Annotated in this window: 21 protein-coding genes and 1 tRNA gene; 10 read left to right on the forward strand and 12 right to left on the reverse strand. The window is 58.9% G+C overall.

Features of this window, described 5'->3' with window-relative positions; genetic code table 11:
- A partial coding sequence (locus K6U75_15415) for a hypothetical protein (protein ID MCL6476431.1) occupies positions 1-747 on the forward strand: 747 nt, incomplete at its 5' end.
- 48 nt (positions 748-795) lie between these two features.
- On the opposite strand, the gene K6U75_15420 is transcribed toward K6U75_15415, so the two are convergent.
- Together K6U75_15420 and galK are read right to left on the reverse strand one after the other, a co-directional pair.
- Positions 796-1,806, reverse strand: coding sequence for a zinc-binding alcohol dehydrogenase (locus K6U75_15420; GenBank protein ID MCL6476432.1), 1,011 nt, complete (start codon positions 1,804-1,806; stop codon positions 796-798).
- Positions 1,807-1,817: 11 nt separating this feature from the next.
- Positions 1,818-2,984: a galactokinase gene (gene galK, locus K6U75_15425; GenBank protein ID MCL6476433.1), complete on the reverse strand. Its 1,167-nt coding sequence runs from the start codon at positions 2,982-2,984 to the stop codon at positions 1,818-1,820.
- A 144-nt stretch (positions 2,985-3,128) separates the two neighbouring features.
- Between galK and K6U75_15430 the strand changes: the two genes are divergently transcribed.
- Positions 3,129-5,087, forward strand: coding sequence for a glycoside hydrolase family 15 protein (locus K6U75_15430; GenBank protein MCL6476434.1), 1,959 nt, complete (start codon positions 3,129-3,131; stop codon positions 5,085-5,087).
- 2 nt (positions 5,088-5,089) lie between these two features.
- Here K6U75_15430 and K6U75_15435 read toward each other — a convergent pair whose 3' ends face one another.
- From K6U75_15435 to K6U75_15445, 3 genes are read right to left on the reverse strand one after another with little or no spacing between them, the layout of a single operon-like run.
- On the reverse strand, positions 5,090-6,151 hold the full coding sequence (locus K6U75_15435; protein ID MCL6476435.1) for a YchF family ATPase: 1,062 nt from the start codon (positions 6,149-6,151) through the stop codon (positions 5,090-5,092).
- Positions 6,148-6,366, reverse strand: coding sequence for a hypothetical protein (locus K6U75_15440; GenBank protein ID MCL6476436.1), 219 nt, complete (start codon positions 6,364-6,366; stop codon positions 6,148-6,150). The genes K6U75_15435 and K6U75_15440 overlap by 4 nt, the downstream gene beginning before the upstream one ends.
- A 24-nt stretch (positions 6,367-6,390) precedes the next feature.
- Positions 6,391-7,092 (reverse strand): L-ribulose-5-phosphate 4-epimerase, encoded by a 702-nt coding sequence (locus K6U75_15445; protein MCL6476437.1) that lies wholly within the window; start codon positions 7,090-7,092, stop codon positions 6,391-6,393.
- A gap of 286 nt (positions 7,093-7,378) precedes the next feature.
- Here K6U75_15445 and glnA point away from each other — a divergent pair, with 286 nt between their 5' ends.
- On the forward strand, positions 7,379-8,800 hold the full coding sequence (gene glnA, locus K6U75_15450) for a type I glutamate--ammonia ligase (protein MCL6476438.1): 1,422 nt from the start codon (positions 7,379-7,381) through the stop codon (positions 8,798-8,800).
- Positions 8,801-8,931: 131 nt separating this feature from the next.
- Here glnA and K6U75_15455 read toward each other — a convergent pair whose 3' ends face one another.
- A complete protein-coding gene (locus tag K6U75_15455; protein ID MCL6476439.1) occupies positions 8,932-10,098 on the reverse strand; it encodes a PEP-CTERM sorting domain-containing protein in 1,167 nt (388 codons plus the stop codon).
- A 418-nt stretch (positions 10,099-10,516) separates the two neighbouring features.
- Between K6U75_15455 and K6U75_15460 the strand changes: the two genes are divergently transcribed.
- From K6U75_15460 to K6U75_15475, 4 genes are all read left to right on the forward strand, one after another.
- Complete coding sequence (locus K6U75_15460) at positions 10,517-11,908, forward strand: DUF4832 domain-containing protein (GenBank protein MCL6476440.1); 1,392 nt, start codon at positions 10,517-10,519, stop codon at positions 11,906-11,908.
- A gap of 68 nt (positions 11,909-11,976) precedes the next feature.
- Positions 11,977-12,603 (forward strand): hypothetical protein, encoded by a 627-nt coding sequence (locus K6U75_15465; GenBank protein ID MCL6476441.1) that lies wholly within the window; start codon positions 11,977-11,979, stop codon positions 12,601-12,603.
- A 78-nt stretch (positions 12,604-12,681) separates the two neighbouring features.
- Entirely contained in the window at positions 12,682-13,593 is a 912-nt protein-coding gene (locus K6U75_15470) for a carbohydrate kinase family protein (protein MCL6476442.1), read from the forward strand.
- An 11-nt stretch (positions 13,594-13,604) separates the two neighbouring features.
- Positions 13,605-14,444: a sugar phosphate isomerase/epimerase gene (locus K6U75_15475; GenBank protein ID MCL6476443.1), complete on the forward strand. Its 840-nt coding sequence runs from the start codon at positions 13,605-13,607 to the stop codon at positions 14,442-14,444.
- 2 nt (positions 14,445-14,446) lie between these two features.
- Here the strand turns inward: K6U75_15475 and K6U75_15480 are convergent.
- Positions 14,447-14,521 (reverse strand) — tRNA-Ile (locus tag K6U75_15480).
- A 236-nt stretch (positions 14,522-14,757) separates the two neighbouring features.
- On the opposite strand from K6U75_15480, the gene K6U75_15485 reads away from it, so the two are divergent.
- Positions 14,758-15,501 carry a PEP-CTERM sorting domain-containing protein gene (locus K6U75_15485; GenBank protein MCL6476444.1) on the forward strand — a complete coding sequence of 248 codons (744 nt, stop codon included), beginning with the start codon at positions 14,758-14,760 and terminating at the stop codon, positions 15,499-15,501.
- Positions 15,502-15,609: 108 nt separating this feature from the next.
- Positions 15,610-16,500, forward strand: coding sequence for a pyridoxal 5'-phosphate synthase lyase subunit PdxS (gene pdxS / locus K6U75_15490; GenBank protein ID MCL6476445.1), 891 nt, complete (start codon positions 15,610-15,612; stop codon positions 16,498-16,500).
- 51 nt (positions 16,501-16,551) lie between these two features.
- Here pdxS and K6U75_15495 read toward each other — a convergent pair whose 3' ends face one another.
- Positions 16,552-17,904 carry an insulinase family protein gene (locus K6U75_15495; protein ID MCL6476446.1) on the reverse strand — a complete coding sequence of 451 codons (1,353 nt, stop codon included), beginning with the start codon at positions 17,902-17,904 and terminating at the stop codon, positions 16,552-16,554.
- Between the two features lie 11 nt (positions 17,905-17,915).
- Positions 17,916-19,229, reverse strand: a complete 1,314-nt coding sequence (locus K6U75_15500) for an insulinase family protein (GenBank protein ID MCL6476447.1) — start codon at positions 19,227-19,229, stop codon at positions 17,916-17,918.
- A 209-nt stretch (positions 19,230-19,438) separates the two neighbouring features.
- Between K6U75_15500 and K6U75_15505 the strand changes: the two genes are divergently transcribed.
- A complete protein-coding gene (locus tag K6U75_15505; protein ID MCL6476448.1) occupies positions 19,439-21,424 on the forward strand; it encodes a carbohydrate binding family 9 domain-containing protein in 1,986 nt (661 codons plus the stop codon).
- On the opposite strand, the gene fmt is transcribed toward K6U75_15505, so the two are convergent.
- Genes fmt through K6U75_15520 form a run of 3 tightly spaced genes read right to left on the reverse strand, consistent with a single transcriptional unit; the run spans position 21,402 to position 23,912 of the window.
- A complete protein-coding gene (gene fmt / locus K6U75_15510; GenBank protein MCL6476449.1) occupies positions 21,402-22,349 on the reverse strand; it encodes a methionyl-tRNA formyltransferase in 948 nt (315 codons plus the stop codon). The genes K6U75_15505 and fmt overlap by 23 nt on opposite strands.
- Positions 22,349-22,903: a peptide deformylase gene (def, locus tag K6U75_15515; protein ID MCL6476450.1), complete on the reverse strand. Its 555-nt coding sequence runs from the start codon at positions 22,901-22,903 to the stop codon at positions 22,349-22,351. Before def ends, fmt begins: the two co-directional genes overlap by 1 nt.
- A gap of 22 nt (positions 22,904-22,925) precedes the next feature.
- Entirely contained in the window at positions 22,926-23,912 is a 987-nt protein-coding gene (locus tag K6U75_15520) for a phytanoyl-CoA dioxygenase family protein (protein ID MCL6476451.1), read from the reverse strand.
- Between the last annotated feature and the right edge of the window lie 329 nt (positions 23,913-24,241).

The following is a 24,241-nucleotide window of genomic DNA, read 5'->3' on the forward strand; positions in this document are numbered from 1 at the left end:
GTGAGCGCGATGTTCAGTTTCGGCAACGGTAGCGGCGTGGTGTATTTGACGCAGGTGAACTACGGAGCGAACTTCCGCATCGACGCGAACCAGAGTGCGACTTTGCTGTTCTCGGGTGTGAACGCTTCCTCGTCGCAGGGGGTCAATGCGGTAGTTTCGGTTCAGGTCAACACGTCTGCAGGTGTAACTTCGGCGCTGTTCACCGGTGGTGTAGCAGCAGGCGACAGCGGTTTGAAGGTCAAGGACGCCTACGGCAACACTTTGTTGCTGACGGAAGCGGGCAACAACACGGGCGTGACCAACGCGCGAGTGGCAGTGGTCACCGCACAGAGCCTGGTGTTCCAGATTGGCGCGAACTCCGGGCAGGTGGCACGAGCCTCGCTGTCGGACGTGCGCGCCAGCCAGCTGGGTACCACCGCAGTGGCTGGCATGTCGCTCAACTCCATCGACGTGACCACACTGGAAGGTGCGCAGAACGCGATCAAGATTATCGACGAAGCCATCTCGCAGGTGAGCCAGTTGCGCGGTAGGATTGGTGCGTTCCAGAAGAACGTTCTGGAGAGTACCATCCGCTCGCTGAATATCTCCCGCGAGAACCTGGCTGCGTCGGAGAGCGCAATCCGCGACACCAACGTTGCCGAAGAAGTGATGAACTACACGAAGCTGCAAATCCTGCAGCAGGCGGGTATGTCCGTGTTGGCGCAAGCCAATATGGCGCCGCAGATGGTGCTATCGCTTCTCCGCTAAGACGAAAGGCGAGCCGGTTCGCAAGGGCGGGGCTTCCCCGCCCTTGTTTTATAGCCCTGTCCAGTCAAAAACCACGCCCATTGCGGACGAGCGGTCGTGGCGCAGCATGTGGTAAGCCTGCGGCGCCTCCTGCGGCGTGAACCGATGCGTGATGAGGTCGTTGACGCGCATATCGCCCCTGGCGACGTAGGTGAAGAAGAGCCTGTACATCTCCGCCTGCGTCCATGGAGCGTGGTCGGTGCTCTCTGCCGGCGGGTTGGTGGCGTGCGTGCCGATAATGCGCAAGCCCTTAGTAATCACGTCGCCAGTCAGGAACTGCTGCGAGGGTTCTCCCGTGTCGCCCAGCAGGATCAACTTCCCAAACCGTCGCAGCAGAGTGAGCGCGGGGGCGAACACCGACGCGATGCCGGTAATATCGTAGACCACTTCTGCCCCCTTGCCGTCGGTGAGTGCCAGTATCTCCTCGCGGGCGTCCTGTACCTTTTTGGCGATGACGGTGGTGGCTCCGTGTTCCTTCGCCATCTTCAGGCGTGGCTCGGCGGGGTCCACCACGATAATCTGCCGTGCGCCCATCAGCCGCAGATACTGCACCGTCAGTTGCCCCAGCAGTCCCGCGCCGATAACCACCACGTTATCGCCCATCTGGTGCTCGGCAGCGCGCACGGCGTTCTGCGAAATCATCGCCAGTGCGAACCATGAGGCATCTTCGTCGCTCACGTCATTGGGAACTTTCACAGGAAGGCTGGCATCCACCACATGCCACTGTCGGTGCGAACGCTGGAAGACCACGCGATCGCCTGGTTGCAGGCTGGTAACGCCTTCACCTACCTCTTCCACAACACCCATCATACTGTATCCGGGCGGGAAGGGATATTTCACCCAGCGGTCCCAGTGGGTGCCCTCTTCGAACAACCTCCCCAGACAGATGCATTCCGTGCCTGTGCTGATGAGACTCTTTCGCGCACGCACCAGTACCTGTCCCGGTGCTAACGGTGGTACGCTTTCCTGAACGAGCTCAACCCTGTCTTTACCTGTGAAGTAGATGCACAGTGACTCCATATCCGTCCTCCTTATTCTCGAAATGCCCGTGCTCCCTGTGAGATATGGCAGCGGTGTACGACGGGCTGTATTCCCGTTTGACGGGTATACTCCTCGCACACGTGTTGGGTGAACTCTTCCATCTGGTGCTCGTGGACCAGGTTGATGGTTGCTCCTCCCCAGCCTGCTCCGGTGAGGCGTGCTCCGATGGCTCCGTGCTGGCGGGCAAGCTCCACCAGCAGGTCCAGCTCGGGGGTGGAGTTCTCGTAATTGATGCGGCTGCTCTCGTGGGAAGCGTACATCATCTCACCCAGTCGCGCCACGTCTCCACGTCGCAGAGCGTCGCGTCCCTCCAGCACACGCCGGTTTTCGCCAATCACATGGCGTGCCCGCCGACGGTGCGGCTCGGGCATCTGTGCTTCCCACCGCATGAAATCTTCCCATGATACATCACGCAGTAGTTGTACGTGTGGTCCCAGCCGCTCGCGGAACCATGCCGCCGCTTCCATACATTCGCGGTGGCGGGTGGCGTAATCGCCGCTGACCAGGGTGTGCTGTGCCATTGAGTGTATCAGGATGAACGCGAATGAACCGGCAGGCAGAGCTATCGCTTCATGCTCTTCGCTACGGGTATCCAGAAACAGGATACTGTTCTCTTCACCGAAGACAGAGGAGAACTGGTCCAGAATGCCACACGGCATTCCGACGAATTCGTTTTCGGCGCGGCGGCACAGTTTGGCTATCTCCCAGCGAGGCAGGATGGCGTTGTGCAGTTCCAGCAGTGCCATAGCGGTGGCGACCTCCAGAGATGCGCTGCTGCTGACGCCCGCGCCGATAGGCACGTTGCCCGTCACCACTGCTTCGAACGGCTCTACTGGGATACCCGCTTTCAGCAGCTCGACCACCACTCCCTTCACGTAGTCCGCCCAGCGGTCGTGTGGGTCTCTCTGAATAGAGCCCAGCGTGAAAGTGGCTTCCGCGTCCTTCTGCCGGGCAAAGATACGGCATCGCGCGGAGTCGCTTTTGCGCACTGCCACGACGGTCACGCGGTCAATTGCCGCGCTCATCACATAGCCGCCGTTGTAGTCCGTATGGTTGCCCAGCACTTCTACCCTGCCGGGTGCAACGCCGTATGCAGCAGGGAGGCTTCCATACCGCTCCTGAAAGGTCTTTCGTGCCTGGTCCACTATCTCCAGCATTTTCCCTGAACTCCGTGAATTGTTCGTGCTTCGGAATGATTTCGCGAAGAGCTGCCTTTCTCCTGCCGATAATACAGAAGGTGATATCGCTGTAATCCTCTAAACTAACCCCGTGACAACAGGGGGATGGGGAGGACACGTCGGATGCCTCGACCTTTGGTACTGGGCAACGGTGAGATACTGGTTTGTGAAGATGGCGCGCTCAACATCCGTGATTTCTACTTTCCCTATGTGGGGCTATACAATCACCTCAGCGGGCACAAAATCCGCATGGGCGTGTGGTGCGACGGGCGTTTCTCGTGGCTGGATAGCGGTGAGTGGGTCATCACTATCGATTATCAGGCTGATACTCTGGTGACCGAATGTACGGCGGTACATCCGGGGATGAACCTGAGTCTGGGCGTTAACGACTGTGTTTCTCACCGTGAGAATATCTTTTTAAGGCGGCTGCTTATCCGCAATCTCAGCGACTTTCCCCGCGAGGTACGGGTCTTCTTCTCACACAACTTCCACATCGCGGAAACCGATATCGGTGATACCGCGTTCTACAACCCCTTCTTGCAAGCGGTGATACACTACAAACGCGACAACTGGTTCTTGGCAACCGGCACCAGTCGCTACAACGGCATCTACCAGTATGCATGCGGGGTCAAAGGCTTTGGGGGAGCAGAGGGCACGTGGCGCGACTGCGAGGACGGCGAGCTCAGCGGACGTCCCATCGAACAGGGGTCTGTAGATAGCTCCATCAGTTTTCGCTTATTGCTTCCGCCTGGGGAAGAGGAGGAGCTGCGCTACTGGATTGCCGCGGGACACGATTACCAGGAGGTGCGTGCGCTCCACAACTACGTGGTGGAGAGGGGATTCGACGAGCTTTTGCGAGACACTGCAAATTACTGGTCGCGCTGGTCGGAGAAGGGGGCGGAACTGGTGGAAACCCTGCCCGAGCCAGTGGCCCGGCTTTTCCGACGAAGCCTGCTTGTCATGCGCACGCAGATAGACAACCGTGGGGCGGTGATTGCTGCCAATGATACCGACATCATGACTACTGCGCGGGCGCACTACAGCTACATGTGGCCCCGCGACGGAGCCATCGTTGCCTACGCGCTGGACACCATCGGCTACCCGGACACCACGCGCCGGTTTTTCGAGTTTTGTGCCCGTGTGCTCCCCAAAGACCGTCCGGCGTTGATGCACAAGTACTCCGCCGATGGCTCGGTGGGGTCGTCGTGGCACCCGTGGGTGATTGGGGAACATCACGAAATCCCCTTTCAGGAAGACAGCACAGCTTCGGTGCTGTGGGCTTTATGGCATCACTACCGGCGTTACCATGACCTGGAGTTCATCGCCTCACTCTACGAGAGCCTGATACTGCCCGCGGCGCATTTCATGGCGACTTATCGTGACCCGCAAACACGTTTGCCTTTGCCCAGTTATGACCTGTGGGAAGAACGGAGGGGCATCCACACCTACACCAGTGCTTCGGTATATGCAGCCCTGCGAGCGGCTGCGCGCTTTGCTCATCTATTTGGGGACGAGGAGGAGCGGCTACTTTTCCGCACCGCCGCCGAGGAGATACACGCGGGTATCCTCCGGGAACTGTACGACGAAAGCAGCGGCTGTTTCTTCAGAATGATTGTGTCACAGCCAGACGGCAGCTACAGCAGAGACGCAACGGTGGACAGCAGCGTCATCGGTGTTCTTCGCTATGGCGTGCTGGATGCGGATGCACCGCAAATGCAATGTTGTGTGCAGCGCCTGCGTGAAAGGCTGTGGGTGAACACCAGCATTGGCGGGATGGCACGCTACGAAAACGATTACTACCATCGAAAGAGTTATGAGTTACCGGGCAATCCGTGGATTATTTGCACCCTGTGGCTGGCGGAGTACGAGATTGCTCGCGCGAACAGTCCGGGAGAGCTGCGCCCGGTCCTGGAATTAATAGAGTGGGCGACGCAGCGGGCTATGCCCACAGGTGTGCTGCCTGAGCAGGTAGACCCGTTTACCGGCGAGGCGTTATCCGTCGCGCCGCTCACGTGGAGCCATGCAGAATACGTGTATGTGGTAATGTTGTACCTGAACCGTCTACGCGAGATGATGGAGTAATCTCAAACCTTAAACCGGATGTACAGGATATCTCCGTCCTGCACCACGTAGTCCTTGTGCTCGAGCCGGATGGCGCCAGCATGTTTGGCGTTCTCCCAGGAGCCATGCTTTTCCATCAGCGCCCAGGACAGCACCTCGGCTCGGATGAAACCGCGCGCCATATCGGAGTGAATGCGTGCAGCCGCCTCCAGCGCAGTGGAACCCTGCGGAAGTGTCCAGGCGCGAACCTCGTTTTCGTTGAAAGTGAAGAAGGTGATGACACGCAGTGCATCGTACACTTCGCGTACCAGGCGCAGACGTGCAGGTTGCTCGATGCCCATTGCCTGCAGGAACTCCGGTTCCTCTTCGGGAGACAGTTGCGTGATTTCCCACTCGATCTCCGCGCACATCTGCACAAACCGTTCGCCGTGTTCATGACAGTAAGCTTCCAGCTCCGCAACAGGTTCGCCCGATTGCAGGCGCGTTTCGTCCACATTAGCAACCACGACCACCGGCTTTAGCGTCATCAAATTGAAGCCGCGCAGGAGCTTTTCCTGTTCCGGGGTGAACTGAGCAAGGCGCAAAGGAGTCTCGTTATCCAGCAGGGATTTCGCCAGCGTTAGCGCTTCATGCTCTGCTCGTTCGGGCATTGCGTCCTTCCGAACGCGCAGCGTTTTCTCAAGGCGTTCCAGCCGCCCCTCCACCATCATCAGGTCTGCCAGAAGCAGCTCCTCGTCAACGCGCCGTGCTGCCTGCAGAGGGTCCACGGTGCCACTGAAGACATCGATCACGTGCACCAGCGCATCCACCTGCCGAATGCCCTGGAAGAAATCGGTGCCGAAGGCTGGCTTGTGGCGCTCCGTGCTGACGTGCGCCGCGCCGTCAATGAACTCTACCGTTGCAGGCGTTGCCTTCTTGGGTTTGTACAGGTTCACCAGGTAGACGAAGCGGAGGTCGGGAACACTGATAGTGCCGTGATGCGCACCGGCGATACCGGGCACCGCTCCCTCGTGCGTTCCGTGTAGCAGTGCGCGGAACAGCGTGGTTTTGCCTGACTGTGGCAAGCCGATGATGCCCACTTTCATGGCTGAACCCTCCCTGTTCTGGCGTTCAGCAAATGGAATTGTACGTCAGGGGGCGGCTGGTGACGGTACCGTCCCCATGCGAAATACCATACAGCGACTATCGCGAGTATCAGCAGAGCCACCTGCCCGATATCGCGCCACGGCGGGCGGTTGGGTATCCTTCTTCGTCGTGCAATTGGTCGTCGGTGTGTGGTCATGGTGAATCTGTTGTCCATACTCGGACACGCAGTGGTCTGTTTTTACTTTTGTCCATAGTATGCTCCTTCGCCGTGCTTGCGCCAGAAGTGTTTGTCCAGTAACGATTGGGATACGGGGGGCAGATTCTGCCACGCCTCCTGTGCAATGAGAGTCCACAGCGCCATCGCAGAAACCTCTTCGAGGGTCACCGCGTTCTCCACCGCTGTTTCCGCGTCCTTGCCCCAGGTGAAGGGCGCGTGCTGCGCCACTAGCACCGCTGGTATGTGGTCGGGGTTGAGGTTCAGGCGGTGGAAAGTTTCCACGATAACGAGACCCGTGTTGCGCTCGTAGTCGCTGGCGATCTCTTCATCGGTGAGTGGGCGGGTGCAGGGCACTGCGCCGTAGAAGGCGTCGGCGTGTGTGGTACCAAAGCAGGGCAGGGGACGCATGGCTTGCGCCCACGCAGTGGCATAGCGTGAGTGTGTATGTGCAATGCCGCCTATCCCCCCGAACTGCTGGTACAGCACCAGATGGGTGGGCGTATCCGAAGAAGGACGCAGCTGGCTGTCCACCACCTGACCCTCCATGTCTACCAGCACGATATGTTCTGGGCGCAGTTCTTCGTAAGGCACGCCGCTGGGTTTGATGGCGAAGATGCCCGTGTCACGGTCGATCTCACTGGCGTTGCCCCAGGTGAGGATGACCAGTCCATGCTTCACCAGAGCAACGTTAGCCTGGTAGACACGTTCTCGCAGTTCGCGCAGGGCGTTTTTCATGTCCGATTTTCTCCTCCATTAGTGCCGCAGGGAAAAGACATGCACCACGCTCATCTGGAGCCTGAGAGCGAAACGATGTTCCACCAGTAAGGTTCGTCTTAAGAATCTTGACTCCTGCGCGAAAAGGGGGTATACTACACACGAAGTTACAGGGCGAAGTAGCCTCAGAGTTTGTAAGGAGGGACGCTCCTCAGGGCGCAGAATGATTCTGCGGGGGGGCGTCCCATTTGGTTTGTCTGGGGCAAAACGCCGGCGCACATGACAGAAGGAGGTAATGTACATGACACCCAAAGAGGCAATCGACTTTGCTCGTGAGAAGGAAGCACAAGTTGTAGACTTGCGGTTTACGGACCTGCCGGGCACATGGCAACACTTCTCGATGCCAGTGGAAGCTCTGGACGAAAGCCTGTTTGAAGAGGGTATCGGCTTTGACGGCTCGTCCATTCGCGGCTTCCAGGTGATTAACGAGTCCGACATGCTGTTGATCCCGGACCCCAGCACGGCGTTCATGGACCCTTTCACGGAGCACCCGACGGTAGTGTTTATCTGCGACGTGGTTGACCCGCTGACGCGCGAGCGCTACACCCGCGACCCGCGCTACGTGGCGCAAAAGGCGGAACAATACTTGCGCTCGACGGGTATCGCAGATGTTGCGTATTTCGGTCCGGAGGCGGAGTTCTATATTCTGAACGATGTCCGCTTTGACCAGAACCAGCACTCCGGCTACTATTTTATCGACTCCGATGAAGGCGCATGGAACATGGGGCGCGACGAGAAGCCCAACCTGGGCTACAAAGTGCGGTACAAGGAGGGATACTTCCCCTGCCCTCCGATGGATAGTTTGCAGGACCTTCGCACGGCGATGATGCTCAACCTGAAAGCAGTCGGGGTGGAACCGGAGGTGCATCACCACGAAGTCGCTACGGCGGGGCAGGGAGAGATTGATATCCGCTTCGCACCGCTGGTGCAGATGGGTGATAACCTGATGAAGTTCAAGTATGTGGTCAAGCAGACCGCCTTTCAGAACGGCTATACCGTTACCTTCATGCCAAAACCCATCTTCATGGACAACGGTTCAGGGATGCACGTGCACCAGAGCCTGTGGAAGAACGGGGTGAACATCTTCTTCGACGAGCGTGGCTACGCGGGGCTGTCGGAGACGGCTATCTATTACATCGGTGGCATCCTGAGGCACGCTGCCAGCGTGCTTGCTTTTGCCGCACCGACGACCAACTCCTACCGCCGCCTCGTGCCCGGCTATGAAGCGCCCATCAACCTCATCTACAGCCAGCGCAACCGCTCGGCGTGCATCCGTATCCCGATGTACTCCTCTTCGCCCAAGGCGAAGCGCATCGAGTTCCGTGCGCCAGACCCCTCCTGCAACGCCTATCTCGCCTTTGCCGCGATGCTGCTGGCGGGGCTGGACGGCATTCAGAACAAAATCGTGCCCCCAGACCCGATTGATAAGGACCTGTACGAGCTGCCTGCGGAGGAGCGCAAGGGCATTCAACACACCCCTGCCAGCCTTGCCGAATCGCTGCAGGCGTTGCGCGAAGACCACGAATACCTTCTGCGCGGGGGGGTGTTCACCGAAGATTTGATCGAGACCTACATCGACTACAAACAGAAGCGCGAGGTGGAAGGAGTCGCGCTGCGTCCGCACCCCTACGAGTTCGTGCTGTACTACGACGTGTAAGGATAGCGCAAGTGAGGGTGGAGGGCGAACTTCCTGCAGTGAGCCCCCCACCCGACCTCCCCACGGGCGGGGAGAGGTTTTCGGCTCGGCGGGAGCCTCGCCCTCCACGTGGAGTTCTTGCTCCGTGTGACCTATTTCCTGGCTTGCCTCTTCCCCGACCGTTTCCGGAATACACCGACACCAACCGCTCCTGTGGCGAACAGTAACAGCGATGTGGGCTCGGGAACAACAGCCTGTGGGGCGAACACCATGTCCTCGAGGAAATATCCTGGGCCGGAGAAGGCCGCGATTTGCTGGGAGACGAAACTGCTGGTGTTGTTGTCCCAGTAGACGTGGTACACTTCGCCGCCTCCGTTGGCTTCACGGGCGATAAACAGGTCGTTCGGTTGCAGGTTAGGGATGCCTGTTAGGTTACTCAGCTGATAAATCTTGGAGTTGCTCCCCCCGTACAGCGAAACATACAGCGCCAGCGGTGCGCCCGTGCGCGAGTGATAGAGGCGAAACGATTCCGGTGCGCCAGGAATCGGTGAGGTTACTGCCTGAAACGAGCCTGTCGCTGGGTCTATCGTGAACATTGTAGACGTCGGATAGTTCTGCCCGACCAGCACCTTATTCTGGAAGGTGCCCCAACGCGAGTTGCTTCCCAGCACAATCAACGCCTCGGGCAAGCCCTGCTGACTAAACCCGTAGGAGTCTGTGTAGCTCAGAGCTGTCGTCCACACGATATTGCCGGCACTATTCACTCGCGAGACCTCTCCGCTGCCTTCGTTGGCGTAGAACAGGTCGTAGTTAGCGACTCCAAACTCGTCCAACCGCACGGTGGTGTAATTGGTGGGGGTCGCCCACCAATTATGCGCGCTTGGCAGGCCGGAGGTAAAGGTGGTTACTGTGCCTGTAGGGGAGATTGCGAAGATTTCGCCCGTACCGCCGCTAGATACGAAGGTCGTTCCCTGCGCATGGCCGTTCCAGTTTTGAGGTAGCACGGTTAACAGGGTTTCGAAGTGGGTACTGCTCGTGGTGGATGCCAGATGGTTCAGAGCCTTGGTTGCCAGGTCAATCGTTGCATACTGCGGCGGTGTAGTGCCGTACTGGTACTGTATCACGAAGCGGTTGCGGACCCAGTCGAAATCCATCTTCATATTGCCGGTCGTAGTTGTCCATTCCGTCGCAACCACTCCGTAGTTGGTGGTAACGGTTACGGTGGCATGTGCCGCTTGTGCCACGCACAGCACGCTGAGGGCATAGCTCCAAAGCCGCCGCATTAGGGCGTAACCGTCCTGCGAGAAAGCGGGTTTCATGTTCTTTCCCCCTTGAAACGAAGTACTAAGTCGTTACACAGCGGAATGATGTGCTTCCCCTTTTATCATCCTACAGATGGACGAACCTGTTCCTGGGTGCGGTGCAGGATGTTCCAGTTCCTCAGGAGATGCAACGTTGACACCCAAACAGTGACTGCAGGCGCACGAAAGGCGGTGCAACCTTGGGTGTTCTTCCAGCATGCGTAACTTCCGATGTATTTGTCGATTATTATAGCTAAATTGTTCCCGGATCCTTTAGTGAATTTTGCCGGAATTATCGCGGGTTGCCTGCCGAAAAGAGTGCGGCTTGCGCTTCGACAAGGAGCAACTGAATATCGAGAGTCGTCCCCGCGTGTGCAGGAACCTTGTGCTGCAGTCGAGAACGCAGAAGCAAGTGCTTACGGAGGGAGAGAGGGCGATGCTGGGACTATGTCTGTTGCTGGCGATGGGTAGTGTCGGATGGCAGGATGGATGGGTAACCGTGCGCCCGGAGGATACTGGAGAAGCATTGGTCAACCCCGGTATGGGTTGGGTGTTGCACTACTACGACAACATCCCTGAGAACTATGGCTCGCGGCTGGAGCCTTCCGACACGGTGGACGATTTCCCCGGCCTTTCGGTGGTGTATCTGCGCATACCCTGGTCGTACATCGAGCCCGAGGAGGGACGTTTCAACTGGTCGGTGCTCGATACTCCTGCGCAACGATGGATTGCCCGGGGTAAGCAGATAGCCCTGCGCATCAGCTGCAGCGAGTCCTGGACGCGTTGGGCAACGCCGGAATGGGTGTATCGCGTCGGTGCAAAGGGTTATGACTTTGAGCCGGGCGTGGGCGTTAAAGAGGGTGGTCCCTACTGGGAACCGGATTACGACGACCCCGTTTTCCTGCAGAAGCTGGAGAACTTCCTCGCTGCGCTGGCAAAACGATACGACGGCAACCCCGAAGTAGCGTTCATCGACGTGGGCTCGCTGGGCGTGTGGGGTGAAGGTCATACCTTCGCCAGCACGCGGCGCAAAATCTCCCCCGAAACGGTAAAGAGGCACATCGACCTGCATGTCCAGTATTTCAAACGCACTCTGCTGGCGGCGAACGATGATTTTTCTTTTCATGGTGAGGAGACCATCGACTACGCCCGCGAGAAAGGATTGACCCTGCGTGACGACAGCATTCTGGTGCAGGGTGGCGAGAACGCCTATTTCCAGGCAGGTATGGCACAGGCTTTCTGGCGCGATAGACCGGTGATCCTCGAGTGCCAACACTATGGACCGTCCAAAGAGCGGGGTTACTGGCAGGACGGCAGCAAGTACCTGCAGGCGGTGGAGGAATACCACGCCAGTTACGCATCTATCCACTGGTGGCCGCGCGAGTTCCTTCAGGAGAATCGCGAACTGATAGACAAAATCAATCGTCGGTTGGGCTACCGCCTGCGACTGGTAGAGGCTTCGTGGCAGAAGCGGGCGAAGGTCGGAAGTAGATGGGAACTGCGGTGGCAGTGGAGCAACGCGGGTGTCGCGCCTTGCTATCGGGGTGGTTATCCGGCAATCACATGGAAGGATGAGAAAGGCGGCATCGTGGCGGTGCTGGTGGACGAAGGGCTGAACGTCAAAAACCTGCCCGTTACACCACCAGACAAAATAGAGGTTGTGGAGACCTGGGCGAGCTTTGCACTTCCGTTTCAGTTGAAGCCGGGTGTTTACTCGGTATATGTTTCGGTAGGCACCGCGACGGGCACGCCAGAGATCGCTCTTCCCTTGCCGCGCAACGATGGTCAGAGACGCTACCTGCTGGGGCAGGTGGAGGTGGTACCTTAACATTTGCCTGACCGCTCGTTTTTGCCTATAATGTACCTGTCAGCATGAACAGGTAAGGAGAACAAAAGATGGCTTTGTCTGCACAGGAGATATGGGCACAGGGCGTGGACCGCATGAAGGACAAAATCGTTTTGCCCAGCATGTGGGAAGCACTGGACCATGCGGTGCCCATCACCATAGAGAACGGTGAGTTTGTGGTCGGGTTGCCCTCTCAGCGATACAGCCTGTCCGGGCATCTGCGTAATCCGGGCTACCGCCGCACGATTGAGATTATCCTCTCGGAGCTTGCGGGTCAGGATGTACAACTGCGCATCATTGAGGGCACCACCCTCACCGATTGGGAGCGCACCAAGCAACGTGAAGCGCTCGCAGCTGCCAGCCGTGAGCAGGAGTATGCCCAGCGACGCAAACAGGAAGAGGTGGAGCAGTCCTGGGATGCGCTCTACGACCGCGTGGTGCGTGCTTACTCCGAGCAACCCTATCGTCAGCTGCCTCAGGGGAAAGCACAGTATCTGCGCAGGGCGTTGCAGATGGTCAGTGAGGCGATGGACGAGCTGTACTCCGCCAGCGACGAAGTAGACGACCTGACGGAGCGGAACCTGGCGCGGGTGATCGACCGCATCGCCAACAACATCGGCGCTCCGCCTGTGCTGGTGGCATACGAGCTGTTCCGTCTGCGCAGTCCGGAGCGGTGAGGATGTGTGGAAAGTCCACAAGCCGCAGGGCGCGTTGCCTTGCGGCTTTTGTATGTCCTACGGGGGGCTTGTCAAAGAATGGCTTACGATGTCTGCGTCTACGGCACAATGTGTTTGGACCGGATACGCAAAGTCGACCAGCTGCCGCCACCGGGCGGATACGTGGAGGTTTTGGAGGAGCGATGGATGCCCGGCGGCGAGGCATTGAATACCGCCATTGCGCTGGCAACGTGGGATGTTCACGTCGCGCTGGTGCCCAACGCGCTGGGCGAAGATGAACTGGCAGAACACCTGCTGCGGATGTTAAAGGCGTATCCTTCTCTGGACCTGCGCTTCCTTCGCTTGCGAAAAGATGTGCAAACGCCTACCTGCGACGTGTATGTCACGCCAGACGGACACCGCACGATGTTTGGTTCGGGCTTTGCGCAGATGTCTGCTGAGCAGGTTCCAGCGGAAGCGCTGCGTCAGGCGAAAGCCTTTACCGCCGACGCCAACCCCGGAGAGGCTTCCGTGCGTGCGTGTGAGCAGGCTGCGAGGGCGGGTGTGCCAGTTGTGGCGATGGACCTGCACGATTCGGAGCGGGCGGGTCAGGTAGCAACTATTTTGCTCACCTCCTACGAGTGGGTCGGGCGCGATGATAGCATCGACTATCTGAAGCGCGTGGCGGCTCAGTATCGGGAGCGGTACGGGTGCACCGTTGTCCTCACCGCTGGCGCGAAAGGATGTGTACTGGCGGAGCGCGAACATCAAGATGTGGTGCATATCCCGGCGTACCGCGCGCCCAGTGTCGTGGATACCACCGGTTCCGGCGATGTGTTCCGCGCCGGGCTGATGTATGGACGCTACGTGCTGGGACGCAACCTTAAATGGGCGATTCGCTTCGGTTCGGCGGCAGCAGCGTTGAACGCCGGGGCGATGGGGGCGTGTGCCGGAGTGCGACCGGTGGAAGAGATAGAGCGATTCATGAAAACACAAAATGCGGTTGGATAGGAGGCTACACAGTGAAACTCTGTCTGAACGCAACAATAGGCGGTTACGGCAACATTCATGAGTTTGTTGCTCGGGCGAAAAGGCACGGTTTTCAGGCGGTGGAGTTCAGCGTGGAGGAGATTGCGGACATCATCCAGCAACAGGGTGTGGACGCCGCACGCGCGATTTTCGAGGAATCGGGTATCGAGCCGGTTTGCTTCGGACTGCCGGTGGAGTGGCGCAAGGACCATGAAACGTTGAAAGAGGGACTGCGTCAACTGCCGCGGCTGGCGCGGGCTGCGCAGGCGATTGGTTGTACCCGAACGGCGACCTGGCTACCCCCGAGCATCGACGAATTTCCCGCGGCTTACTCCGTACGGATGGCAGAGCGCTTTAGGGAAATCGCACGGGTGCTGGCGGATTTCGATGTGCGTCTTGGTCTGGAATGGGTGGGTCCGGCAACCGCCCGCACCAGCAAGTACGAGTGGATCCATACCATGCACCAGCTGCTGAATTTTGAGGCGGAAATCGGTGCGCCCAATCTCGGATTACTGGTAGACAGTTTCCACTGGTTCTGTACGGAGGGCACCACAGAAGACCTGGAGCGTTTGACCAACCAGCAGATTGTGCATGTGCATATCAACGACGCACCCAACAAGCCTCCGCAAGAGCAAATAGATTTCCAGCGCCTGTTGCCGGGTGAGGGAGTGATTGACCTCACGGGCTTCCTGCGCGCGCTGAAGAAAGTCGGCTACGACGGTGGCATCGCTATCGAGGTGTTCAATGAAGAACTAAAAGCAATGGCTCCCGATGAGGCCGTGGCGAAAGCGAAGCAGGCGTACGACACCGTGTGGGGGAAAGCGTTTGGATAGGGTGGTGGGCCCGGCAGGACTCGAACCTGCAACCAACCAGTTATGAGCCGGCCGCTCTGCCTTTGAGCTACGGGCCCCCGTGCGCGCACATATAGTTTACCAGAGACGCCCGATGCGTGCAAGGGGACAGACTTTGCCGACATACGTGAGCCATCATCGTGCTACCTGCTGAGAACTACAGCTCGGAATATCCCCGAAAAATAACCGGTTTTCAGCCCCTTTCGGTTTAATCCCCGTATTTTGCGAAGCGCATGTGCGCCTATTCTTGCGATTAAATAGGGGTGACTAAACTTTTGAAGGAGGTCGTGTACACATGCAAAAGCGCGTTTCTCGGTGGCTCGCGACTGCAGTGGCTGGTGTCATGGTTTTGACCGTCTCCGCCGGCGCCACCACGATTGTGGGTACTCCTGGTGCAGGATGGCAGGCGTGGTCCGCGCCGAATCAGGATGGCAGCCCCTATTGGGACAATACTTCCCAGGACGGTAACAAGAAGAACATCGGTTACTTCCTGAGCAAGACCGGTGGTTTCAGCAGCCATCCCGCCAGCCCGGCAATCACCCCCGAGTGGTGGGGCATCGACGCCACACCTACGGGGGCTGACCTGAACTTCCACTTCAAGAGCCCTCTGTCGCAGGCGGTGAAGCTGGTCATCGAAGTAGCCGGCAACGCCAACATCAACGAGCTCGGCTGGTACGACGTGACTAACCCGTTGGTAGGTGGAGTCATCTTCCCCGGTGCTGCGGGTGCTGGTGCCACTACAGTTTTCAGCCCGAGCCTCAACTTCGGTCTATACATCAAGACCGCGGGCGGTGTGAAGTATTACACGCAGTCCAGCCTGAACCCGCTGGCTGAGCAGGATCACCAGCACTTTGCGGTGTTCAAGGAAGCGCCCGGCGTGTACTGGATTGGCGTTGAGGATAAACGGAAGAACATGGGCGAAGGTTTCGGCGGCGACTACAACGACATGGTGATTCGCATGGCAGTCGTCCCGGAGCCGGCAACGATGAGCCTGTTTGCACTCGGTTTGCTTCCGTTGCTGCGGCGGCGCAAAGCGTAAAACCACTGCACAGGTGGAGCAAGAGCAGGGGGCGCAGGAATGACCTGCGCCCTTTTGCGTCATTCGGGTATAATGGAATCGCTATTCCCACGAAGAGAGGCGAGAGACATGAACGAGGTAGAGAAGGCGACGTGGCGCACGAAGGTCGGGCTGGCGGAGATGCTGAAGGGCGGTGTGATTATGGATGTAACCTCGCCCGAACAGGCGGAAATCGCCGAGGAGGCGGGTGCGGTAGCGGTCATGGCGCTGGAGCGTGTACCCGCCGACATCCGGGCGCAGGGTGGCGTCGCCCGCATGACCGACCCCAAAATCATCAAAGCCATCATGAAGGCGGTCAGCATCCCGGTCATGGCGAAATGCCGAATCGGGCACTTTGTGGAAGCGCAGATACTGGAAGCGCTGGGGGTGGACTTCATTGACGAGAGCGAAGTGCTGACCCCTGCCGATGAACAGCACCACATCCACAAGCACGCTTTCAGGGTTCCTTTTGTTTGCGGCTGCCGCGATCTGGGTGAAGCGTTACGGCGAATCGGCGAAGGCGCGGCGATGATACGCACCAAAGGCGAGGCAGGTACGGGCAACGTGGTGGAGGCGGTACGCCACATGCGTGCGGTGATGAGTGGCATCCGTTGGCTGCAGAGCCTGCGCGAGGACGAACTGATGGCGGCTTCCAAACAGCTGCAGGCTCCGTATGAGCTGGTGGTAGAGGTGCACCGCACCGGCAGGCTACCCGTGCCGAACTTTTCGGCGGGTGGTATCGCCACCCCTGCAGATGCTGCGCTGATGATGCAGCTGGGCGCGGAGGCAGTGTTCGTCGGTTCCGGTATCTTCAAATCGGGTGACCCGAAACGCCGTGCCAAAGCCATTGTGGATGCGGTGACCTACTACAACGACCCGAAGGTCCTCGCCGAGATTTCCGAGGACCTTGGCGAGCCAATGGTGGGCATCGACATCCGACAGCTCGAGGAGAAGGAGCTTCTGGCTCCGCGCGGGTGGTAGATTCGCGTGACCCCTCTCCCAGCCTGTGGGAGAGGGGATGTATACTTCAGTTCACGACGCCGGACGCACCTCGACCTCGCCGAACGGCTCCAGAGATTTCTGAATATGCTCTGCCTCTCCTACAGCCACAATCGCCATGCGGTCTGGGACGAGGTGGCGTTGGACCACATCGCGTATCGTCTCCAGTGTGATGGACTGCACGCGCTCGCGATAGGTTTCCATGCTGTCTTTGGGCAGTTCCAGCATTTCGATAGCCACGATTTCGCTCGCGATACCGCCCTGCGTGCTGAGGTGGATGGAGAAGGTGCCGTTCAGGTAGTTCTTCGTGCTTTCCAGCTCGTTTTCGGTGATACCGTCGCGTCGGAGCACATCTACCTCTTTGAGCATCTCCTGCACCGCTTCGCCCACCACCTCCGGGCGTACCTGTGCGGACATGGAGAAGCTGCTTGCTTCACGGTGTTGCGATAGATGTGACCCCACATCGTAGGCGAACCCTTTCTGCTCGCGCACGTTCATGAAAAGCCGCGAACCTGCACGTCCCCCCAGTGCCGTGTTAGTCACCTCCAGAGCCAGAAAATCGGGGTCGTTCGGGCGCGGGGCAAGATGCCCGATAAGCAGGTTAACCTGCACCGAGCCCGGCCGATCCACGATGTGTACCGTGCGTCGTTGGCGGCACGGAGGTGGTTCGTGCGTCGGGTGTTGCACGCCTCGCGATTGCCAGCCTGCGAACGCTTTGTCCAGACCTTTGTGCAGCTGTGAGGCATCCACTGCCCCAACCACTACTAACAGGCTGTTGTCCGGAGTGTAATTGCTCGCGTGGAACTGGCGCAGGGTATCAGGTGTCATGGCGTTCACCGACTCTTCCGTCGGAGCGATACGCGCGTAGGGGTGGTTGCCGAAAAGCACCCTCGCGTAGCGCTCGCGGGCGAGGAAGGCCGGTTGAGTTCGCTGGTAACGCAGTGTCTGGATAGTGTTCTCCTTCGCGAGCTCCACCTCGTCAGGGTCAAACGCCGGGGCGGTTACAGTCTCCGCCAGCAGTTTCAGCAATGGGATCAGGTTTTCCGCCAGCACGGTTGCGGAAACGGTGCTGTAGTCCCGGTTGGCATGGGCCTCCAGAGTGGCGCCCAGCTCCTCGACAGCGCGGGCGAACTGGAAGCTCTTGCGTTTTTGAGTGCCCTGTGTGAGGCAGTGAGCGGTCAACGCTGCCAGACCGGGCAGGTCGGCAGGGTCGTGTGCGCTGCCTGCCCGCACCACGAGGCGTAACGTCACAAAAGGAACGCGCCTGTCTTCCACAAGAATCACACGCAAGCCACCGGCGGCGGTGAACTGCTCGCGTCTGGGCAGCACCAGCGGACGCAATGCTGTCGGCGGTGGAGGGGTGGTTATCACTTCTGGTCTCCCCATTCTGTCCTCCTCTATTGCTCTGCTCCGGTTGCACCGGGAAGAATATACAAAACGGTACGGTTGGTGGGTACCAGGAAGCGCTGAGCGACCTGTTGCACGTCTTCCGCGGTAACATCCAGATAGCGTTGCAAGTCGGTGTTGATCAACGCTGGGTCGCCGTCAAAAAGCGTGTGATATGCCAGTTCCATCGCTCGCCCGAGCGGGGTCTGAAGTCCGTACATTCCGCCCCAGACGCCCCGGAAGCGTTCTGCGCGCAGCTGGTTCTTCGCACGCTGGAGCTCGCGTGGTTGCACGTCCTTTTGCTGTATCTGCTCCAGTTCGGCATAGATACTGCGCTCGACATGCTCAAAATCCCTGTCCGGCTTGAAGACCACGAAGGTCGTAAAAAGCCCTGGTCCCCGGCGGTCCTCCAGCCCTCCCGATACAGCCAGCGCGCTCTTTTGTCGTTTCACCAGCCGCTGGTGCAGGCGTGCACTCTCTCCTCCGAACAGGATACGGTCCAGCAGAGCGAGTGCGTATCTTTCAGGCGAGTGGCGGGGCGGAACCTTCCATGCCGTTGCTATCGCGGGCAAGTTTGCCAGCCTGTCGGTATAGGTAGCGCGTTTCTCCTGTCCACGCTCTGGTTCACTCACATCCACCGGCTGCGGCGGCTCCTGTGGGGGGATGTCACCGAAATGTTTGCGCACCCACTCCAAAGCCTGGTTCTCTTCGAAGTCGCCAGCGATGGCCAGCACGGCGTTGTTGGGGGCGTAATAGGTGCGGAAGAAGCGTTGCACGTCTTCCAGGGTTGCCGCATCGAGGTCTTCCATAGAACCGATGACCGAGTGTGCATTGGCGAAGTTGTCGTACGCCAGCTCGTAGAGCAAGATGCCCCGCGCGTACGAGAAGGGTTGATTGTCCACACGCAAGCGCTTCTCCTCTTTGACCACCTCGCGCTGGTTATCTAAGTTCTCCTGATTGACCTGCAGGGAACGCATCCTGTCCGCCTCGAGCCACAGGGCGAGCTCCAGCTGGTTGCTGGGCATGACTTCGAAATAGATGGTGAAATCGCTGCTGGTCATCCCATTAAGCACACCGCCGTTGTCCTCGACGTAGGTGTAGAACTCGCCCTTTCTTACGTTGACGGAACCCTGAAACATCATGTGTTCGAACAGATGGGCAAACCCTGTGCGTCCGGGCGGTTCGTTACGTGCCCCCACATCATACAGCACCACCACTGCTACCACCGGCACACTGTGGTCTTCGGAAAGCACCACACGCAAGCCATTGTCGATAGTGTGCAGGGAGTAGGGAACACGGAAAGGTATCGCCTTTTGGACTGCCATCTCCCCCGTGGACTCCTGTTCATCCGTATTTTTCTGTGGTGAGTATAGCCTTTTTCTGCTCATGATTGCAAGCCTTGTGTACGGATACAGTGAACAGGTTTCTGAAACAGTCTCTGCATTCCCCACCACGGGTGGAGTTGTTTTAGCCAGGGGAGTTCTGATAAAATAAAACGGTTAAGTGAAAAGGTGGGATTCACTGGCGGAGGAAGATGAGAAAAGAGTGGTGGTATGTAATCGTTGGGCTGTTGTCCCTGTATCTGGCTGTCCCTTTGTCGGCGGGGCAGTTTTCGGTTCGAACCATACCGGCGGTCAGTACGGCTAAGCCTCCGGTGATAGACGGAAAGCTCGATGACGAAGCATGGCAAAGTGCGCCTGTCGCGCGGGAGTTTATCGACCCCTACACCGGCAAGCCCGCCGCAGACCAGACCGAAGCATACATCCTATATGACAACACGGCTATCTATGTCGCGTTTTACTGTCATGATAGCCAGCCAGACGCCATTGTGGCGCGGGAAATCCGCCCAGGTTCGCAGTTCCCCGGAGAGGACACGGTCACTTTTCAGATCGACCCCTATCGCTCGCGCGACTGGGCGAACATCTCGGCTTTCATCGTGAACGCCCTGGGCACCCAGAACGAACGCATCGCCGGGGGGCGCGCTGCCAAACGCGAGTGGCGCGGCATCTGGCAGGCGGCGGTACAGCGAGTGCCGGATGGCTGGACGGTGGAGATGCGTATTCCCTGGGAGGTTTTAAACTATCCCAACACCAACGGCGCAGTCAACATGAGTATTAACTTCAAGCGTGACCATGCCCGCACGCGCATCGACTACTTCTGGAGCGACGTCACCCCCATGCGCCGCCCCGAGCTGATGGGAGTATGGCAGGGGGTGCGACCTCCAAAGGCAGGCAATCGCAAAACCCTGCAGTTCATGAGCTATCTCACGCCGGAGTGGCAGGACGGTGGTGGGGAGGAGGTACGTGCCGGACTGGATGTGCGCTACACGCCAACTCCTCAGCTGACCGGAGTGCTAAGCATGTTCCCCGACTTTCGGAACATCGAGGCGTCCGTAGAAGGCATCGAATTCAGCCGCAGTGAGCGGTTTGTGGAGGAAACGCGCCCGTTCTTTATGGAAGGCATCCGTTACTTTGACCTGACGGAGCCTTACGGTATCGGACGCCTTTTCTACAGCCAGCGCATCGCGGAGTTCGACGCAGGCTTGAAACTTTTCGGCAACCTCCATCCCGCGCTGTCGATCGGCGTGCTCAGCACCTTCCGCGGAGAGCGAGACAGGGCGTCGGTGGCGCATTTACGCTACTCCGCGGGCGAGCGCGGAGGGTGGAGTATCTACGGTCTGCTGCGCCGCGGTAGCGATAACCCGCAGCATGATGCGTACGGTACCAGCGGTAACATCCGCTTCGGCAACTTCCGCATCGGTGGCAAGTGGATTTATGCACGGGAAGGGGATACGGGCGGCGTCGCGACCGACGTGACTTTGAACTACGAAGTGCCTCGCTGGTTCAGCGGGTTGCGCTGGATGCGGATTGACCCCGATTTTCGCGCCTCGCTGGGGCTCATCTATTTCACCGACAGACAGGGATTATCATGGTATACCCGCTATGATAACGAGTTTCGGCAGGGAGCCATCCGCGAGCTGGAGGCAGATGTTTTTCTGCGCGACTACACACACTGTGACGGCACACCTTTCGAAAAGGGTATACAGGCATCTCTGAACGTCACCTTGCGCTCCGATCACCGCATCGGTATCGAGCATGAGGTCGCCACATTTGAAGGCACGCATGACCGTGTGTTTCAGGTAAGCGTGGGCGGTAACGTCAGCAATCGGTTCCGGCAGTGGAACCTCCGTTACGAGTTCGGACAGCGTTCGGACAGGGATATCCGTTTTATCGGTTTCGGCATCACGCGCCGGCTGTTCGGTAAGCTGGATGTGGGGCTAAACGGCTCGATCCTGCGGTTCGACGAAAACCGCGACCAGTATATCCTCACCGTAAGCTGGGAGTTCGATGAACTGCGCGCGTTGAGCGCGCGGCTGGTGCAGAGGGACGGTAATGTGAACTGGTACCTTGCCTACCGCAGCGCAGGAGGGGTAGGGCAGGACATGTACGTTATCATCGGCGACCCGAACGCGGATCGTTTCACGGAGCGCATCGCACTCAAGTGGGTGTGGGCGATGTAAGGTTGCCCGACAGCCTCGCACCCCGTGCCCAATCGCCTGCGCTCATTCGCGGACGACTTTCGGGTTGCACTTCCAGCAGCTGCAGTATCGTGCCCTCACCGCAGGCGACGTACAGCGACTGCCTCTCCACCTTCAGCACGGAGCTGGGAGGCTGAGGCGTCCTGTCGGATACGGGAAGGCACTTCCACACCTTTACCCATTTTTCATTCCAGAAGAAGCCCGAGCCCGGCTTCGGAGACATCGCGCGCACGCGGCACCAGATTCGAAGCGCCGTCTCTTCCCAGCGAATAAGGCTATCTTCGCGGGTGATGGGTGGGGCGTAGGTGGCAAGAGAATGGTCCTGTGGCTGGGGCGATATCGCGTCCTGCTCCAGCGCGCGCAGGGTTTCTATCAGCAGGTCGGCTCCCAGCTGCGCCAGCTTCCGTTCCAGCGTACCGGCATCGTCCTCCGGCAGGATGGCGCAGGTGCGTTGCAGGAGGATGGGACCGGTGTCCAGCGTCGGCTCCATCTGCATGATGGTGACGCCTGTTTCGGTTTCACCGTTCAGGATGGCGTGCTGGATGGGGGCAGCGCCGCGATATTTGGGAAGGAGCGATGCGTGAACGTTGACTGCCCAGCCGCTGGACGGAATCTTCAGCAGTGCTTCGGGGAGAATCTGCCCGAACGCGGCAACCACAATCACATCCGGCGCGAGGGCGCGCGCCTGCTCGATAAACTCCTTCCGACGCACCTTTTCGGGTGTCCAGACAGTCAGCCCTTGCTCTTCGGCGGCGCGGCGCACCGGGGTGGGTTGCAACCGCAAGTGTCTGCCGGTAGGACGGTCGGGTTGCGTCACCACTACCGGGAGGTCGTATCCCGCTCTGCACAAAGCGAGTAGCGAGGGAACGGCGAACTCGCTCGTTCCGAAAAAGAGCACCCGGCGCATCATTTGCCGACAGCGACCGCTTCCTTCCGTTTGGGTTCTTCCTCTTCAGTTGCCCAGCGGAGCGTGGCGGGGTCTGCACGGTCGATGAACAGGATACCGTCCAGATGGTCTACCTCATGCTGGATGACCCGGGCGGTAAGACCCTCTGCCTTGAACTTAATGGTCTTGCCCTGCAGGTTGGTCGCCTTCACCCAGATGGTTTGAGCGCGACGCACGTTGCCCATCAAGCCGGGCAGCGACAGGCATCCTTCCGGCGGTTCCAGCTGCTCGCCCGCCATCTTCAGGATGACCGGATTGACAAGGGCATAAATCTGAGGGTTGCTTTCGTCCGCAAAGTCAGTATACAGTAAGAGCCGGATAGAGACGCCCACCTGTGGCGCGGCAAGACCAATGCCGTTGGCATCCAGCATCGCCTTGCGCATGAACGACACCAGCTGGCGTATCTCCGGCGTGATGCGTTTGACTGGCTCCGCCACCTGGCGCAGGACGGGGTCTGGGTATTTCACAATCGGGTCGCCCTCCGCTCGGGGAAAGGGCGGCAACTCGAACGCCATTGCCACACTACCTCCAGGCGTATTATACCCTGTCTGACGCCGTTTGCACACTCTCCATCGTGCCGTCTTCCATGCCCATCATGCGGGGCGGCGGCGTTTGGGCGTCTGCAGGTTCATACAGGTACACGGGCGTACCGAAGGGAGGAGTAGCATACGGCAGGTGTGTGCTTCCCCTTGCCAGGATATGCTGATAGTTGGCGCAATCTCCTTCGTACGGTTCGCCGTGATTCCAGGGCACCCACGAGCGCGCGTTGCAGTAGTGACAGACATACGCGCGGCGGAAGCGGTCAGACGTGCGGTTGGGGTAGGAGCGGTGCAGGATATGCCCGTGGAAGAACAGCACGTCGCCCGGCTCCATCGGCACGGGGATGGGGTCGGGGTATTTGCGCACGACTTTGGTCAGGGCGTTCACCTCGTCATCGAGGTGGCTGGCGTTTTGCGCGGGGAAAAGATGCTCGATGGCTCCCTCCGCGTGGATGAACCCCCATGGCGTGGTAGGAGGATAGACCGGTTCGCAGTGAGAGCCAGGAACCACCCACAGGCATCCGTTTTGCTCGTCCGCAGGATCCAGCGCAATCCATGCTCCGATAAGGGTGTCCGGGTAGGTAGTGATGTAATACGAGTCCTGATGCCAGCCCTGTCCGCCCATGCCCGGCGGGTTGTAGAAGAGCATCGTTTGCAAGGCAAGCACATCGGGACCGATAAGCGCCTCCAGCACGTCAATGACACGCGGATGCAGCAGCCCCCATTCGGCAGTAGCGTCAACGCGGTGCAGCTGGTGTACGCGCGTCTGTGTTTTGAACACCTCCTCCAGCGCGGCACGGTCGGATTGTTGGGAGACGGCGGGCGGTTGACGTCGCCGCTCCGCCCACTCCAACAGGCGTTGCACATCGCTTTCCGCCAGCAGCTTCTCTACTTTCAGGTAGCCGTGACGCTGGTAGTGAACATACTCGTTTACGGTAACGCGATACCGGTCAGGACGCTCTGGCGCTTTGGGTAGATAAGCCATCGTTCGCCTCCAATGCGATTGGTTAGCGTTGTTAATAGTATAAAGGAATGCTTGTGGCAAGTGCAAGCATACGCGCAAGGCTGTCGCTACCGTTGACACCTGCTGAAGCTTATTTTATACTCTTTTCAGTATCTTCTGTGGCGAGGTGTCTGACATGCCGGTGGTATGGCTTATCTGTCCAGATGCAGGTTTGCGTGAGTGTTTACGGCAGTGCCTGCGCGATGGCGCGGGGTTGCAGGTGCGGTTGAAGCTGTGCGCGTGCGACGCGGTGGTGGTCGCGGAGCCGATGTTCACGCCGGCGCAGGTGGGGACGTTGCAGGCGTATGTGG

Source organism: Bacillota bacterium (assembly GCA_023511455.1).
Lineage (GTDB): Bacteria > Armatimonadota > HRBIN16 > HRBIN16 > HRBIN16 > HRBIN16.

What these genes read in the sequence shown, in the direction of transcription:
- K6U75_15420 (MCL6476432.1), bottom strand. Translation starts at nt 1,806, where the DNA reads ATGGAGTCACTGTGCATCTACTTCACAGGTAAAGACAGGGTTGAGCTC.
- galK (MCL6476433.1), bottom strand. Translation starts at nt 2,984, where the DNA reads ATGCTGGAGATAGTGGACCAGGCACGAAAGACCTTTCAGGAGCGGTAT.
- K6U75_15430 (MCL6476434.1), top strand. Translation starts at nt 3,129, where the DNA reads ATGCCTCGACCTTTGGTACTGGGCAACGGTGAGATACTGGTTTGTGAA.
- K6U75_15435 (MCL6476435.1), bottom strand. Translation starts at nt 6,151, where the DNA reads ATGAAAGTGGGCATCATCGGCTTGCCACAGTCAGGCAAAACCACGCTG.
- K6U75_15440 (MCL6476436.1), bottom strand. Translation starts at nt 6,366, where the DNA reads ATGGACAACAGATTCACCATGACCACACACCGACGACCAATTGCACGA.
- glnA (MCL6476438.1), top strand. Translation starts at nt 7,379, where the DNA reads ATGTACATGACACCCAAAGAGGCAATCGACTTTGCTCGTGAGAAGGAA.
- K6U75_15455 (MCL6476439.1), bottom strand. Translation starts at nt 10,098, where the DNA reads ATGAAACCCGCTTTCTCGCAGGACGGTTACGCCCTAATGCGGCGGCTT.
- K6U75_15460 (MCL6476440.1), top strand. Translation starts at nt 10,517, where the DNA reads ATGCTGGGACTATGTCTGTTGCTGGCGATGGGTAGTGTCGGATGGCAG.
- K6U75_15465 (MCL6476441.1), top strand. Translation starts at nt 11,977, where the DNA reads ATGGCTTTGTCTGCACAGGAGATATGGGCACAGGGCGTGGACCGCATG.
- K6U75_15470 (MCL6476442.1), top strand. Translation starts at nt 12,682, where the DNA reads ATGGCTTACGATGTCTGCGTCTACGGCACAATGTGTTTGGACCGGATA.
- K6U75_15485 (MCL6476444.1), top strand. Translation starts at nt 14,758, where the DNA reads ATGCAAAAGCGCGTTTCTCGGTGGCTCGCGACTGCAGTGGCTGGTGTC.
- pdxS (MCL6476445.1), top strand. Translation starts at nt 15,610, where the DNA reads ATGAACGAGGTAGAGAAGGCGACGTGGCGCACGAAGGTCGGGCTGGCG.
- K6U75_15495 (MCL6476446.1), bottom strand. Translation starts at nt 17,904, where the DNA reads ATGGGGAGACCAGAAGTGATAACCACCCCTCCACCGCCGACAGCATTG.
- K6U75_15500 (MCL6476447.1), bottom strand. Translation starts at nt 19,229, where the DNA reads ATGGCAGTCCAAAAGGCGATACCTTTCCGTGTTCCCTACTCCCTGCAC.
- K6U75_15505 (MCL6476448.1), top strand. Translation starts at nt 19,439, where the DNA reads ATGAGAAAAGAGTGGTGGTATGTAATCGTTGGGCTGTTGTCCCTGTAT.
- fmt (MCL6476449.1), bottom strand. Translation starts at nt 22,349, where the DNA reads ATGCGCCGGGTGCTCTTTTTCGGAACGAGCGAGTTCGCCGTTCCCTCG.
- def (MCL6476450.1), bottom strand. Translation starts at nt 22,903, where the DNA reads ATGGCGTTCGAGTTGCCGCCCTTTCCCCGAGCGGAGGGCGACCCGATT.
- K6U75_15520 (MCL6476451.1), bottom strand. Translation starts at nt 23,912, where the DNA reads ATGGCTTATCTACCCAAAGCGCCAGAGCGTCCTGACCGGTATCGCGTT.